The following is a 12,959-nucleotide window of genomic DNA, read 5'->3' as shown; positions in this document are numbered from 1 at the left end:
ATTCGGTGTCTTTGGAGACACCGGGTGTCCGAGTTATCCGCCAATCCAGCGAGCAATTCCATCTAATTTCCATGCAACTTCCATGTAACTTCCATAGAACTCCTCCCCCAACCCCTCTAAACTGGATATATCGCAATCGCCCCAGCCGTCCTCCACTCCAAGAGGTGAATCATGAACCAATTTCTAATGATGTTCAGAATGCTCGAAGGAGCCGTCATTGACAACAAATACCGTCTGCGAGAACTCCTAGGAGCCGGAGGATTCGGCGCCGTCTTTCTCGCCGATGAGGTCGTTCGCGATAACTTCATGCGACAGGTCGCCGTTAAAATTATTCCCGATAACGACAACCAACAACTCATCGAGTTGATGGAAGCCACCCGCCTCGACCATCCGCATCTGATTCGCTCCCATACCGCCGGGGAATCTGGGTTTAATGGTATCCCACTGTTATATTTAGTCATGGAACAAGCAGAGTATTCCCTACAAGAGAAGAACGGTTTTGAGGAACACTGTCATTGAGTGTATTTACTCAGTCTCCTAACTGAGACGCACCCTGCGAACTTCTAGGGAAGCTGCATAGTCTGTATTTTTAATACATACAACAAATTTCATCGCTTTTACTCCAGTAGATATTTAATCTTGAATTCTTTGCACCCAATGCCGTGAGCTTCATACCAATAAATCTCGGCTTCATAGACAGTGCCATCTTCGAGTTTTATAGTTAGCAATTTATCTGACTTAAAAAATCTTGATAGGTGACAATTTTTGTGCCTTCAAACTCTTGCAAAATCAATAAATCTGCATCTCCTGTAATCAGAAATTTTGCTTGGCTATCTTGGGCGAGTGCCAAGAGAAAATTATCTTTTTCATCTCGACAAACTGAAACCTCGGATTTGATTTCCACAAACAACGCAATAATCCCCAGGAGTTCCAAAAGCTCAGAGACTTTTTGGGGTGAAAAGTATTTTCTCAACTTAGGTCTTTGCGTCACCCGCCTAATTTCTTCTTGAAGTTGGTCACACAATATGATTTGGATCGTTTCGCTGACCATCAAGGTTTTAAGGTCGGCTAATGCTTGACCAATCAAGAAACTAATCCAAAGATTAGTATCGATAATGACCTTAATGGGCGGTTTGCTGGTCATAAATTTCTGTTCTTACCGCTTCGACTTCTTGGGTGATTTCTGCTAAGGAGATTTCATCAGTCTTGAAGCATTGGAGAAGATGAGTCAGTTTGCTATCTAGCAAGTCTTTGGATAATGCTTCACTGAGTTTTAATTTGTCAGCCTCCGGTAGTTGTTTGACGAGGCTCAACACTTGTTCAAAACTGAGGGAGAGTTGATATTGAGTTGGGTTCATCGTTTTATGGGGTTGAGGATACAGTTATATTTTAATTGGATTTTGAGAAAGGGTTTTCTTTGGTTGGGTTTTACTCTTTCTGGATTTCCAGTTTAGCGAAGTGTTCTTGCACGAGGCGATGGATGAAGCGGTAGCGATCGCCTTTTATCTGTCCAAGTTTTGCAACCACTGGAGGAGAGTTGCCATCAAATCCGGGTCGTTTTCTAGGAATTGCGGGAGTCGGCACTCCGGGAGGCGTTGGGGGACAACCACGGCAATGGGGGGATGGCTAAACCGGGCGAGTTGATTGAGTACCGCCATATCAAAGCCTTGGGGGGGTGGGTCGGTGGGTTCTTCGTAGAGGATGAGGGCAATTTGACGGTCGCTGAGGTCATCTTCGCAGTAGGCTTGTAATTCGGCAATGGTACGGGGTTTACCGTCGGGACTGGCGGGACAACCGGCTTTTTTCAAAGTGGTGTAGATTTGCAGGGCGGGGTTGCTGGGATCGCTGAAGCGGCTGCCGTCGATGCAAATGGGTTGGCGGTTGAGGGGGTGGGTTTGGAGGGCTTGGTTGAGGATTTGGGGGAGAAGGGCGAGGTTGCACTGTTGGGTGAAGGGGGTGGGAGTTGCGGGGGTGTTGTCTTCCACTTCGGGATGGGGGGTGGTGGGGGCATTGTGCCATGCTTGGTAAAATTCGGGATAGGGGAGGTTTTCGGCACAATACCAGAAGAGTTTATAACACTCTAAATAAAGGTTAAAGTTGTCTGTGTAGGTTTCATCGCTGAGTTGGGAGTGAAGGGCAGAAATTATCATTTCTTTTTGTTCCCGGTTAGCAATAGTTTTCTTTAGATACTCAAAATACAAAGAATAATCACCTTCTAAGTAGTCAGATTGAATCAATTCACTCAACCGCAATGTCGCCAATGTGCTTCCGTGACAAATACCATCAAAGGTTTGGTAAAAGCGAATATGACTGATAGGTGATTCTTCATGCGGCTTGTCTCTGGAAATTTTCAATAATTTTACAATGACACTAATTCCAAAATGACTACCCCACTCTACCTCCTTATTGATTCCAAAATAGTGAAGTATCCAAGCTCAGATACATCACGGGGTCTTGCCACTCGGACAGAGCGCCTCGAATCAAGGGGGCGTACAAACGATGAGGGTTCAGGCGAGAGTTATGCAGCCAGCGACTCAGACGACGCTGCTTGCTTTGGGCATAGTTGCCTCGACAAGGAATGTGTGACAGCCATTGAGTGAGATTAACGCTTCCCGTCTGTATCAAAGCCACTAGCATCCACAGGCCGGTTGTCAGGTGAGTCAGATGACTCCAGGGGCTGGCTTGACCGAGCCACTGATTCAGGGCATTGTAGAGTGGGGAGTTGTTTTTCACAGGCTCTCGATGGTTTGAGTGGTTTCTGCTATTGAGGGTGCTGGCTTTCCTCCCCATTTGTCAAGCCCCTCAATTCCCTCTCTCTCTACACTTGACCTCTTTCTCTCTTCTTTTTTGTCAGTCAATCAGACTAACAAACTTATACTTTGTTTAGTTTCGCCATTGACATTTTATCTAAGAGGTGTATTATATAGATGCGCTAAAGTAGTGGACCGACATCACTAAAATGATGCTTTACTCGTAGGTTGGGTTGAGGTACGAAACCCAACGCCAGCACTTTGCTGTTGGGTTTGGCCTACGTTCAACCCAACAACCATTTTTAGCCATGTCGGTCCAGTAGTAGACCGACATGGCTAATTTGGTGAATTAGATTTGGACTCAAAACCATTAATAATCGTAGTTTTAGCGATTTTCTAATGCACTATTTAAGGTGTGTCGGTCCAGTAGAAAGTTAAACAATTAAAAAAACAGCATGAATAACTCTGGTAGAATCCCTGATGGAACTTATCGTCAGATCAAGGTAATTCCTAACGACTGGGGTGAGAATCCTAACATTACAGTTACCATTATCAAAGAAACCCCTCACATCATACGACTGGTAGCCAATAATCAGTGGATTGGTTATGCAGTTTATAATGAAAGCCAGGGTAGCTATTTAGGTTCATGGGAATGGAAGCAAGGTACAGGTGGGTATTATGAAGCTGAAGTTTTCGACTGTCTATTGTCCTATGATGGAAGTAATGTAACTATGGGTGTTACATCTCGAAAAACTGGAATAGGACACACAATAATATGGGCTTTCAAAAGTGTTTAGGTGCAAACAATTTAATTCACAACATTTTTTTAATGTCAAAGAAAGGAAACTAACAGCTAATACTTGACTGTAAGCCTTTCACATACGCCCCTCGAAGTTATTACATTCGGGGGGCTATATTTTATTACAAACTCTTGAGGCTACGACGGGCCAATTTGGCGTAGGTTTTGACCGTTTCGTAGGGCATTTCCAGGTCTGCTGCAATCACCATCAATGATTCGCCCAATTCTCGTCGGTCCAGGATAGTGGCTCGGGTTTGGCAAACCTGACGGGCGCGGTCATTATCCGGTCGTTTCTGTCGACTCAGCAATTGCTCGGTGAGGTCGGCAATGCGATCGCCCCGGACGGGAAACGAGCGGTCTCGGCATCGGAGGATAAAACCCTGAAACTGTGGGATTTGGAGACGGGGACGGAACTGGCCACCCTCAGAGGGCATATAGCAGTGTGAAATGATTCGTGAAAATTTGAGCGACTCAAAGCCCCCAGTATTGGGGGTTTGGGGGCTGGACAATTTTACAAATGGTTTCCGATTGCTATAGTAGTTTTGTAAATGCAGTAGCCATCACCCCAGACGGGAAACGAGCCGTCTCGGGATCTATGGATAAAACCCTGAAACTGTGGGATTTAGCTACTGGGTCGAAACTGGCTACCCTCAGCGGGCATAGTAGCTATGTAAATGCAGTAGCCATCACCCCGGACGGGATGGGTAAGTTGCGATCGACCTGTAAGCGACCCATAATGTAATCTTGATGGCTCAAACAATACTCACAACAGTTTCCGGCACGTTGACGAACGATTTGACGTACCGGGTCAGATAAACTCATGGGGCAAGATTGGGGCTTAAACCCCGCGCTTTGGCTTCGGCTAAGGCTTCGGATTTTCGCAATAATCCCAAACGATAACTCTGCATCAACATCAAGAGTTCATATCGCTCCGATTGGGTTAAGCCCTGAGCCTTTCCTTTCGCTTGTAAATCTCCCAAACGCTGATTTTGCCCAGCATCTAGCTTCATCTGTGCTAACGCGATTACCCCATCATCATCCAACAAAGCCACGGGACTGTATAAATCTGCCGCTAAACTATCCTCCCCTAACCAAGCATCAGGCTCGGACACTCCCAATGCTTGAGATAGCAATTGCTGGAGAAATGTATCCAAACTTTGACCCTGCTGCTTTGCTTCAGCCAGGAGTTTAGCTTCTAGTTCAGGATTCAGAGCGATGGTGAGGGACATGATGAACATCCAAAATCTAACGATCATTATAAATGAGTTGGGTTAATCAGTCTGGGCAAAGAATCGCCGGATAAAGGTTTCCATCTGCTCCGCCTCAAAGGGTAAATTCCGATACACATCAAACCCGGAAAAGGCATTTCGATCGGCTTCCCAGACATTCACCCGACAGGTAATCATCGCCCGTCCTAACCCCACCCACCCGGTTAATAACTGGGACACATGGGGCTGTTCAATCCGAGCAACCATTTCATCCAAGCCATCCATCAATAACCAGAGATGCTCTTGATGGTCTTGGAGAGACGTTATCGCCCCTTCAACTCCCGCTAATTTCAACCATTTTTCTTGCAGATAATCCACTAGGGTCGGTTCGGTAAATTGTGCCAACTCAATCCAAATCGGGATGCCGAGATGTTCTGCCAATATCCAATCGGCGATCGCCTGTAACCGCGTCGTTTTTCCTGACCCCGGTTCGCCAATCACCGCAATCCGTCGCCCCCGACTTTTTGGACTTTTCCCCTGCCGCAAAACCCGATCGAAAAACTCATCCTCGGCGATGGGAGTTATTTTCTCTTCTTCCCGTCCCGATTCTTCTGGATTTTCCAGACTTGGCCCCGGTTTCCGTTGCTGAGTTTGGCGACGTTCCACCAATGCCAACGGCACATAAACATCCACCCGCTTAAATGCCGGATTAGCCGTTAATGCCTGTCGTTCAGCCAGCATTAACTCGGCAATGGGTCGCCATTCTGCTAAGGAAAGATGGGGGTTAGCGGCATCAAAATGCGATCGAATTTCTGCCACCAAACTTTCTAGGGTGCTTTCCAGTCCTTGCAACAACTGAGCGATTTGGGTTTCCATCACCCCCAACCGTTGACAGACTTCTGCAAAACCGGAATCAATCCTGCCGGAAATATCGGTAAAAAATGCCTGTTGCTGGGTGACGTTTCCCCGTAACTGGGTTTCCAATTCCTGAAACTGTTGCAGGGTTTGGCTGAATTCCTCAACATTGACCCCCCCTGGACTGGCTTGCAGTTGCCTCAGTTGTGCCTGCATTCCCGTGAGTAACTGCAAGGTTAACCCCGCAAAGGCTTTCCCATCGTTGGCAAAGTCTTCTTTGAGGGTTTCTCGCAAGGCTTTGGGGAAGGTGGTATGGAGTAATTCGGCGACTTGTTGACGCACCTCGGAGGGAATCGGAAAGCCGCCCCCTTTACAAGCTGCCATGTTGAGGCGGATGAAGAGATCGCCCCATTCGGTAGCGGTGAGGTTGCCTTGTTGGGTGAGTTGGTATTCTGCGGGAGTGAGGAATTGGTCGAGTTTCGCTTCTCGCAGTTCGGGGTAACGTTGCTGGGTGAGTTCCTGTTGGGCGATTTTGACCCAATTATCCTTGGCTTGAGCAGCGATTTTTTCGAGAGATTGGCGGGTTTTGCCCTGCTGTTGTTTAGCTTCGAGGGTGATGACGGCGGCTATGGCTTTTCCCACCGCTTTGGTTAAATCCTGATTTTCGAGAGAGACTTCCCCTTCTCCTCCATCGAGCAACGCATCAATGGCATTCGCAGTATTTCCCGCCGCCACGCTGCTCAGGGCCGAGGCTAAGACCGTTCCCCAGATAATCCCTTCTCCAGCGAGTAAGGGAGGAAACGCCAAAGCCCCCAGAACGCAGCCGCCACCAATTGTTAGTTTTACCAGCGATCGCCCGACATCCATAAATCAGTGCCTCAACCCTGTCATTATTCTACAAGCATCCTCTATCGTTCCGGTAATGAGCGATCGCTTCCCCCCCTCGATTGGCTCATTCGGAAAACATCTCAGCCAAGGTGTCGAGAACTCCGCTTTGCTCATCTGGACTAATTTGACCCAGTTTTTTGACCAATCGAGTTTTATCAATCAGCGAGAGGAACCCTTCGAACAATTGAGTCGGGAAAAGGTATCTCGCGCGTCGGAGGAGTTGTCGAAAGCCGTCATCGGACAGCCTCGCGCGGTTCAAGCGGTGACGGATATGTTGACGACGGCGAAGGTGGGAATTAGCCTCAATCAAGTGAACGGACGCAACAGTAAACCGAAGGGAATTTTCTTCTTTGTGGGGCCGACGGGGGTGGGGAAAACGGAGTTAGCGAAGTCTCTGAGTCGGCTGATTTTTGGGGATGAGGAAGCGTTTGCTCGCTTTGATATGAGTGAGTATAAGGAAGAACACGCGGCGGAAAATTTGGCGGGGTCGCCGCCGGGTTTTGTGGGGTATGAGGAAGGAGGACAGTTGACGAATCGGGTGTTGGAACGTCCGTATAGTATTTTGTTGTTTGATGAGATTGAGAAGGCGCATCCGAAGGTTTTGGATAAGTTTCTTCAGATTTTGGAGGACGGTCGTTTGACGGATGGGAAGGGACAAACGGCTTATTTCAATCAGACGGTGATTATTTTTACGAGTAATATTGGGGCGTCGGATTTGACGGATTCGCAAACGGGGACGCTGATTCGTCCCGGGATTATGAGTCAGGTGCAAAGTGTGGGGGCGAGTCAGTTTAGTTACGACCAGGTGAATCGACATTTTCGGGATGAAGTGAGCTGGTATTTTTCGAGCCGAATTGGTCGTGCGGAACTGTTGAATCGCTTGGGGGATAATATTGTGGTGTTTGATTTGTTGCGCCCGGATTTTGTGAGCCAAATTGCGGAGAAGTTTTTAAGTCAATTGCGAGATTCGGCGCAGGAAAAATATCAGTTAATTTTGAATTTTAATTCTTCTATTTTAACAGTTTTGACTGATGAAATGCAAGGGGGAGAGAATTTGTTGTTTGGGGGACGGCGGATTAAGACGTTACTTGAAAGTTTGGTGGAACGTCCGTTGAATCGTTGGATTTTTGAGCGTTATGGAGATTTGTCGGTGTTGCGGGGTCGGGTGTTGGAAGTGGGGTTAGGAGAGGATAAGGGGTTGGTGGTTCGGGAGTGAGGTGGGATCGTTCTGTCTTCAGGAGGATAGCCGGAGGACTGAGAGGGGGAGTTACCCACTTGTCGATCGAGAAACCCGGTTTTTCGTGCCGACGTTGGGGATGAATTAACGGAATCTCGTGTTTGACTGGGTTTCTGCGTCAGTCCTAAATTTCAAAAAAATTCCCCCGATATCATGTCGGGGGAATGAGTGCGAGACTAATGAGGAGCGACTGTTTTAATTAAAACGCATAGTCGCCGTCGGGGATTTCGACGAGGGACTCTTGTACGGCTGTAACATCGGTGGTACTGAGGACGAAGCCGACGAAGAATCCGGCTTCGACTTGAATTCCTACGTCTTCGATGTCGTCGTCGTTGAAGTCGCCGACTTTGAAGGACAGGTTGCTGATGCTTTGTAAGGCGATTCGATCGACCCCCGCCTCGAAGTCGGTAATTAAATCGGTACTCAAGGCGGCTTCGATGTTGATGTCTGTTTCGATGCGCAAGACGAAGGTGTCGCTTCCGCCTTCTCCGGTGAGGATGTCGTAACCGAAGTCACCGTAAATGGCATCGTCGCCTTCGCCACCCATGACGATGTCGTTTCCTTGACCGCCACGAAGGATGTCGTCGCCGTCTTCACCCATCACCATGTCGTCCTCTTTACTACCGTTGAGAACGTCGACGCCTTCGCCACCCATGATGCTATCTAAGCCGTTTCCGCCGACGAGAACGTCGTTTCCAGCTTCGCCGGAGAGTTCGTCGTTTCCGTCGCCGCCATCGACGGCGTCGTTGTCGTTGGTACCGGATACGCTGTCGTCACCGTCGGAACCGATGGCGGCGTTTTCGTCTACGTCGTCGAGATCGACGCTTCCGCCGGAAAGTTGGTAGGTGGATTCGCTGGAAAAGGCGATCGCGGCGGAGGTGGTGGTACTCCAGACGACGTTTAAGGTCGAGGAACTGGTCAAAATGGCCGAACCGGCGATGGCGCCGTTTCCGGTTCCGTCACCGCCGATGAAGACGCCGTTGGCGGCTTGGATGGAAACGACGGTTTCGGTGGAGAGTTCGACGAAAAAGCTGCTGATGGCGGTTCCGCCTCCGGTGTCGCCGCCTCCGGTGTCGCCGCCTCCGGTGTCGCCGCTGGAGACTAAGGTGAGTTCTCCGTATAAGTCGGCGATGTCGAAGCCTTCTTCGGGGGAGTCGAAGCCACTCTCGAAGCTGGAACCGCCGTCTTGGGAGAATCCTAGCAGTTCTAAGGTGTAGGTGTTTCCATCGACTTCGATGGTTTCTGGGGTTAAGCCGCTGGTGACGAACCGCAAGCGATCGGCGTCGAGAACGGGATCGCCGCTTTCGTTGGGGGTGTTGAGGATGTCGAAGAGAAAGTCGAATTCGACTTCGCTTTCGGCGCCGTCTACGTCGAGTTGGATGCTGAACCCGAATTCTCCGTCAAAGCCGCTACTTAATGAAATGGTTCCGTTGCGGTAGAAGATTTGTCCGAGTTTGAAGGGTTCGTCAACTTCGGCGGCGAAACGGTTGGTGCCGTCGAATTGCAGGACGCTGGTGAAACTTCCTGAAGTGGCAATTCCCCAGTCGAAGCGGTTTTCGGTTCCCCCGTTTCGATCGCTAATTTCGATAACGGAACTGGCGGTGATGTCTGAGGGTTCGATGAAGCTTCCGAAGGATTTACCGACGATTTCGGCGGGACAGTTGCAATCGCTGCTATCGCTGCTATCGCTGCTATCGCTGCTATCGTCGTCCGTCATGTCGTCGTCCGTCATGTCGTCGTCCGTCATGTCGTCGTCGATGTCGTCGTCCGTCATGTCATCGACTTCATCGCCATCATCGTCCATGTCGTCGCTGTCGTCATCGTCGTCGCTATCGTCGTCATTGTCGTCGCTATCGTCGTCGATGTCGTCCATGTCGTCCATGTCGTCCATCATGTCGTCGTCGTCATCGCGCCAACGTATTGTCTCAAAAGTTGGACTTTCGGAGGTTTCTTCAAATAAAGAAGAGGAGAATTCAGTTTTCATGGATCTGGTTCCTGCATCGATTTGGTAATTTGAAGCCGGAAATAGAATCGATCGAACTGTATTCGATCGATCCTTCAGTTGCTTTTCACGACGATTTGATGGGTCGTGAGTTCCCCAAAAAAATGTTTTTTATGATTTCAATACTGGCTTGTATTTTACCATAAATCAGCAAAAAACAGCGTTGAGTTGAATTAAAAAATATTTCAACGCTGTAATTTATTCAGCTTGAGTTTGCGGTTCTTTCAGGGAGAGAAGCCTTGCTCTGTCAGGGGTTGAGAACGGCAGAAAGACTCGAAGGCGCGATCGCCTCAGAACGGAAATGTCAAGACTTGTGAAAATTAGAGGTTTACCCGAGGGGAAAAACCGTCGTCAACGGCAAAGTTTCAGATACTTTTGTGAATTTATGTGTTTCTACTTACGCATACCGAAAATCGCGATCGCGTCGTGAAGCGACTCAGACACTTTGCTAAGTGTCACATTCAGCGAAGCTTTACAGAAACGATAAAAACGCCTCCAAACTTAAAGTTTGTATGGAGTTTTCTCGATATCTATTGACAAAAACTCAAGCTTTTCCCCAAATCGCCAAACCGCCGCCGCGTCCTCTAGCACCGAGTCCGGTATCGTCGATCCAAAAATATTTAAAAAAGGCTTGTTGTTTGACGGGAGTATCGAAAAAGGTGCTTTTTCAAGTGTACAAACTTTCTTCCCCGCTTGGAATACTCTAGGAAATTAGTCTCTCAGGTATTTAGTCTCTTAATCTCTTGCATGAGTTTATAAATCCTGTAAACCCTTATGAGTAAAGGCTCATCGGTATTAAGAACTTAATCTTACAAGAACTTAGTCTCTTAATTTCCTACAATTCTGCTATGCTGGAGCGGTAATAATTCTGTACGTCCATGATTCTGACCGTGGCTTCCTTTAAGGGGGGGGTCGGCAAAACCACTACGGCGCTGCATCTGGCGGCATTCCTCCAGGGTCATGCCTCAACTCTGCTGGTGGACGGCGATTTGAACCGTTCGGCGTTGCAGTGGGCCGAAGCTGGAAAGCTCCCCTTTCGGGTTTGTGATGACCGGCAAGGTGTTCGCTATGCCCGTCAACACGACCATATTGTGATTGATACTGCGGCCCGTCCCGAACCAGAGGATTTGAAGGCAATTGCAAAAGGCTGCGACCTCCTGATTTTGCCCTGTTCCCCTGATGCTCTCGCGCTCAGCGCCTTGTCTCAGATGGTCGATGTTCTGCAATCCCTTCGGACAAATTATCGAGTGTTGCTGACATTAACCCCTCCCCGCCCCAGCACCGCTGCTGATGATGTTCGCCATAGTCTCGAAAATGTGGGACTCCCTCTGTTTTCGGGACAGATTCGTCGTTTGGCGGCGTTCCAGAAGGCGGCCCTTGAGGGAGTTCCTGTTTCTGAAGTTCGGGGCGATCGCATGGCCCGCATCGCCTGGAATTGCTATGTCGAAGTTGGTAATGAGTTGCTGGAGTTAGTTTGATGGCTAAATCAAAATTCGATGATATTCTCAATGCTCGAAATTCTAAGTCAAAGGCAAAGGCAAAGAGCAAGAACGATGAGTATATAAAGACTGGTTTCTATATACCTAAAGAGTTACATCGCAAGCTCAAAGTTTTCTCTGTTCAGGAAGACCGGGATATGAGCGAAATTGTGACGACCATACTGGAAGACTTCTTTGATAACCTAGACTCTTAGGAGATTAAGAGATTAAGTGACCTTGCAAGCCGCTCAATTCCTTTTGTGGTAAGACTTGCAAGGTGCGAAGAATTAGGAAGTTAAGAGGCTAAGAGACTAAGAGATTAGAGACTTAGGATTTTTGCGTTTCTTGAGGAGGTTGCGCTGGCGGCCCGTCTTGGCGATGGATACCTGGCTTTTTCGGTTTTCGACGCCAACATCATCGCCGATTGCCAGCAGGATTTGCTTGGCCGTATTTGGGTGGATACCCACAGCTTCGGCTAATTCCTGATACGTCATGCCATTCGGGGCATTCTCTAATTCCTCTATCAGTGCGATCGCCGTTAGTATGGAGCGGCCATGTTCCAGCAGTTCCGTCACAAATTCTCGGTCGTCAACCCTAAGCTCACGAAATTGCTGAAGGAGCCGTCCACTGGCTTGTAGCCGTTTAACAGTGTCTTCGTTCATGGGGGCAGAAAGGTGTGTCCCCTTTCAGGGTACGATACTCCCAGCAGCCAAGGAAACAATGTAAAGTTTTGTACAAACAGTCGCGTTCTTCCGAAAAAGCGAGGAATTGGCAGAAAATGAGGACTTTAGGTTTTCTTAAGGCAAGAGAAGGTTGACAGGTCTTGGCAAACCTTGTACCTTTGAGTAGTGCGCGAAACCTAATGTTTTCAGTTGCTCCTCAAACCCTTGTATTGGGAACGTAACGGAATGTTAAGCACGTTCGCGCAAACGGACCTTGAAAACTCGACACAGCAATGGTTTCAAACCCATAGGGTCTTTCCCTACCTTTTCCCCGCAAGGGGACGGAAACATACTTAGATTGCTCGGATTTTAAATCGGAGCAACTACGTCTTTCCCTACCTTTTCCCCGCAAGGGGACGGAAACGCGCCACGGATGGGTCGATCTCCCCTTGCGGGGAGCAGGTCTTTCCCTACCTTTTCCCCGCAAGGGGACGGAAACTTTAACAGCCGGCCATTATGCAAAAGCACGCGGGTAGGGTCTTTCCCTACCTTTTCCCCGCAAGGGGACGGAAACTTGATAAACTTCGTCAAGGCTTCCTCGGAGACTTGGTCTTTCCCTACCTTTTCCCCGCAAGGGGACGGAAACCTTCGGAAGGTTGTAGCCAGCTAATCTGCTTCAATCCTAGATAGTCTTTCCCTACCTTTTCCCCGCAAGGGGACGGAAACAACGCTGGGAGTCCAGGTGTACTAAGAACGTTTCCTTTTTGTCTTTCCCTACCTTTTCCCCGCAAGGGGACGGAAACTGCACGGCATGAGTATTGGTTGGGTCTGGAGTGCCTACAACCTGTTTATGCTGGCGGTGGTGCTGCTGATTTTGCTGGATGTGCCTCGACCCAGCGATTGCGACTGGTTTGACCTTCAGCGGGCTGTGCAGATCGATATGGGCGATCGCAGTTTTTGGGGCATGACCACAATGATGTCAGAAGCTGGGGCCGAGATTGCCCTCACAGAAGTTGACCCGGTGCTGGTGCTGCTGATTTTGCTGGATGTGCCTCGACCCAGCGATTGCGACTGGTTTGA

The 12,959-nt window shown here is 48.8% G+C and carries 15 protein-coding genes, 1 pseudogene and 1 CRISPR repeat array; of the genes and pseudogenes, 7 read left to right on the top strand and 9 right to left on the bottom strand.

Annotated elements, in window-relative coordinates; all coding sequences use genetic code 11:
• The first annotated feature begins 171 nt into the window (after positions 1-171).
• Positions 172-519 (top strand): hypothetical protein, encoded by a 348-nt coding sequence (locus ACP5D4_RS11540; protein WP_428011776.1) that lies wholly within the window; start codon positions 172-174, stop codon positions 517-519.
• A 202-nt stretch (positions 520-721) separates the two neighbouring features.
• On the opposite strand, the gene ACP5D4_RS11535 is transcribed toward ACP5D4_RS11540, so the two are convergent.
• From ACP5D4_RS11535 to ACP5D4_RS11525, 3 genes are all read right to left on the bottom strand, one after another.
• Positions 722-1,144, bottom strand: a complete 423-nt coding sequence (locus ACP5D4_RS11535) for a putative toxin-antitoxin system toxin component, PIN family (protein WP_324634782.1) — start codon at positions 1,142-1,144, stop codon at positions 722-724.
• Positions 1,122-1,358, bottom strand: coding sequence for a type II toxin-antitoxin system VapB15 family antitoxin (vap15, locus tag ACP5D4_RS11530; RefSeq protein WP_428011775.1), 237 nt, complete (start codon positions 1,356-1,358; stop codon positions 1,122-1,124). Before vap15 ends, ACP5D4_RS11535 begins: the two co-directional genes overlap by 23 nt.
• Before the next feature lie 144 nt (positions 1,359-1,502).
• A complete protein-coding gene (locus ACP5D4_RS11525) occupies positions 1,503-2,150 on the bottom strand; it encodes a hypothetical protein (protein WP_428011774.1) in 648 nt (215 codons plus the stop codon).
• 1,055 nt (positions 2,151-3,205) lie between these two features.
• Here ACP5D4_RS11525 and ACP5D4_RS11520 point away from each other — a divergent pair.
• Entirely contained in the window at positions 3,206-3,547 is a 342-nt protein-coding gene (locus tag ACP5D4_RS11520) for a hypothetical protein (protein ID WP_428011773.1), read from the top strand.
• 124 nt (positions 3,548-3,671) lie between these two features.
• On the opposite strand, the gene ACP5D4_RS11515 is transcribed toward ACP5D4_RS11520, so the two are convergent.
• On the bottom strand, positions 3,672-3,857 hold the full coding sequence (locus ACP5D4_RS11515) for a hypothetical protein (protein WP_428011772.1): 186 nt from the start codon (positions 3,855-3,857) through the stop codon (positions 3,672-3,674).
• 21 nt (positions 3,858-3,878) lie between these two features.
• Here ACP5D4_RS11515 and ACP5D4_RS11510 point away from each other — a divergent pair.
• Positions 3,879-4,249, top strand: a pseudogene (locus tag ACP5D4_RS11510) (WD40 repeat domain-containing protein); the annotation flags it as partial.
• Here ACP5D4_RS11510 and ACP5D4_RS11505 read toward each other — a convergent pair.
• From ACP5D4_RS11505 to ACP5D4_RS11495, 3 genes are read right to left on the bottom strand one after another with little or no spacing between them, the layout of a single operon-like run.
• Positions 4,216-4,371 carry a hypothetical protein gene (locus ACP5D4_RS11505; protein WP_428011795.1) on the bottom strand — a complete coding sequence of 52 codons (156 nt, stop codon included), beginning with the start codon at positions 4,369-4,371 and terminating at the stop codon, positions 4,216-4,218. The pseudogene ACP5D4_RS11510 and the gene ACP5D4_RS11505 sit on opposite strands and share 34 nt — an antisense overlap.
• The gene (locus ACP5D4_RS11500; protein WP_428011771.1) at positions 4,368-4,778 is read right to left on the bottom strand and encodes a hypothetical protein; all 411 of its coding nucleotides are present in this window, start codon (positions 4,776-4,778) and stop codon (positions 4,368-4,370) included. The genes ACP5D4_RS11505 and ACP5D4_RS11500 overlap by 4 nt, the downstream gene beginning before the upstream one ends.
• A 42-nt stretch (positions 4,779-4,820) precedes the next feature.
• Entirely contained in the window at positions 4,821-6,479 is a 1,659-nt protein-coding gene (locus tag ACP5D4_RS11495; RefSeq protein ID WP_428011770.1) for an NACHT domain-containing protein, read from the bottom strand.
• A 205-nt stretch (positions 6,480-6,684) separates the two neighbouring features.
• Here ACP5D4_RS11495 and ACP5D4_RS11490 point away from each other — a divergent pair, with 205 nt between their 5' ends.
• The gene (locus ACP5D4_RS11490) at positions 6,685-7,716 is read left to right on the top strand and encodes an AAA family ATPase (protein ID WP_428011769.1); all 1,032 of its coding nucleotides are present in this window, start codon (positions 6,685-6,687) and stop codon (positions 7,714-7,716) included.
• Between the two features lie 220 nt (positions 7,717-7,936).
• Here ACP5D4_RS11490 and ACP5D4_RS11485 read toward each other — a convergent pair whose 3' ends face one another.
• Entirely contained in the window at positions 7,937-9,721 is a 1,785-nt protein-coding gene (locus ACP5D4_RS11485; RefSeq protein WP_428011768.1) for a choice-of-anchor K domain-containing protein, read from the bottom strand.
• An 896-nt stretch (positions 9,722-10,617) separates the two neighbouring features.
• On the opposite strand from ACP5D4_RS11485, the gene ACP5D4_RS11480 reads away from it, so the two are divergent.
• A complete protein-coding gene (locus ACP5D4_RS11480) occupies positions 10,618-11,217 on the top strand; it encodes an AAA family ATPase (RefSeq protein WP_428011767.1) in 600 nt (199 codons plus the stop codon).
• Positions 11,217-11,432 carry a hypothetical protein gene (locus ACP5D4_RS11475; RefSeq protein WP_428011766.1) on the top strand — a complete coding sequence of 72 codons (216 nt, stop codon included), beginning with the start codon at positions 11,217-11,219 and terminating at the stop codon, positions 11,430-11,432. Before ACP5D4_RS11480 ends, ACP5D4_RS11475 begins: the two co-directional genes overlap by 1 nt.
• Positions 11,433-11,528: 96 nt before the next feature.
• On the opposite strand, the gene ACP5D4_RS11470 is transcribed toward ACP5D4_RS11475, so the two are convergent.
• Entirely contained in the window at positions 11,529-11,879 is a 351-nt protein-coding gene (locus ACP5D4_RS11470) for a hypothetical protein (protein ID WP_428011765.1), read from the bottom strand.
• Positions 11,880-12,191: 312 nt separating this feature from the next.
• Positions 12,192-12,682: direct repeats of the CRISPR family, unit length 37 nt; unit sequence GTCTTTCCCTACCTTTTCCCCGCAAGGGGACGGAAAC.
• An 8-nt stretch (positions 12,683-12,690) separates the two neighbouring features.
• Here ACP5D4_RS11470 and ACP5D4_RS11465 point away from each other — a divergent pair.
• Positions 12,691-12,959: hypothetical protein (locus ACP5D4_RS11465; protein ID WP_428011764.1), on the top strand; the 269-nt coding region annotated here is incomplete at its 3' end.

This window comes from Baaleninema sp. (genome assembly GCF_049974805.1).
In the GTDB taxonomy this organism is placed as follows: domain Bacteria; phylum Cyanobacteriota; class Cyanobacteriia; order Cyanobacteriales; family Geitlerinemataceae; genus Baaleninema.
The sequence above is the reverse complement of the archived record's forward strand: the minus strand, read 5'-3'. Positions and strand labels throughout refer to the sequence as shown.

Bases quoted from the DNA above. Each gene is read 5' to 3' on its own strand.
- ACP5D4_RS11540 (WP_428011776.1), top strand. From the start codon at position 172: ATGAACCAATTTCTAATGATGTTCAGAATGCTCGAAGGAGCCGTCATT.
- ACP5D4_RS11535 (WP_324634782.1), bottom strand. From the start codon at position 1,144: ATGACCAGCAAACCGCCCATTAAGGTCATTATCGATACTAATCTTTGG.
- vap15 (WP_428011775.1), bottom strand. From the start codon at position 1,358: ATGAACCCAACTCAATATCAACTCTCCCTCAGTTTTGAACAAGTGTTG.
- ACP5D4_RS11525 (WP_428011774.1), bottom strand. From the start codon at position 2,150: ATGATAATTTCTGCCCTTCACTCCCAACTCAGCGATGAAACCTACACA.
- ACP5D4_RS11520 (WP_428011773.1), top strand. From the start codon at position 3,206: ATGAATAACTCTGGTAGAATCCCTGATGGAACTTATCGTCAGATCAAG.
- ACP5D4_RS11505 (WP_428011795.1), bottom strand. From the start codon at position 4,371: ATGAGTTTATCTGACCCGGTACGTCAAATCGTTCGTCAACGTGCCGGA.
- ACP5D4_RS11500 (WP_428011771.1), bottom strand. From the start codon at position 4,778: ATGTCCCTCACCATCGCTCTGAATCCTGAACTAGAAGCTAAACTCCTG.
- ACP5D4_RS11495 (WP_428011770.1), bottom strand. From the start codon at position 6,479: ATGGATGTCGGGCGATCGCTGGTAAAACTAACAATTGGTGGCGGCTGC.
- ACP5D4_RS11485 (WP_428011768.1), bottom strand. From the start codon at position 9,721: ATGAAAACTGAATTCTCCTCTTCTTTATTTGAAGAAACCTCCGAAAGT.
- ACP5D4_RS11480 (WP_428011767.1), top strand. From the start codon at position 10,618: ATGATTCTGACCGTGGCTTCCTTTAAGGGGGGGGTCGGCAAAACCACT.
- ACP5D4_RS11475 (WP_428011766.1), top strand. From the start codon at position 11,217: ATGGCTAAATCAAAATTCGATGATATTCTCAATGCTCGAAATTCTAAG.
- ACP5D4_RS11470 (WP_428011765.1), bottom strand. From the start codon at position 11,879: ATGAACGAAGACACTGTTAAACGGCTACAAGCCAGTGGACGGCTCCTT.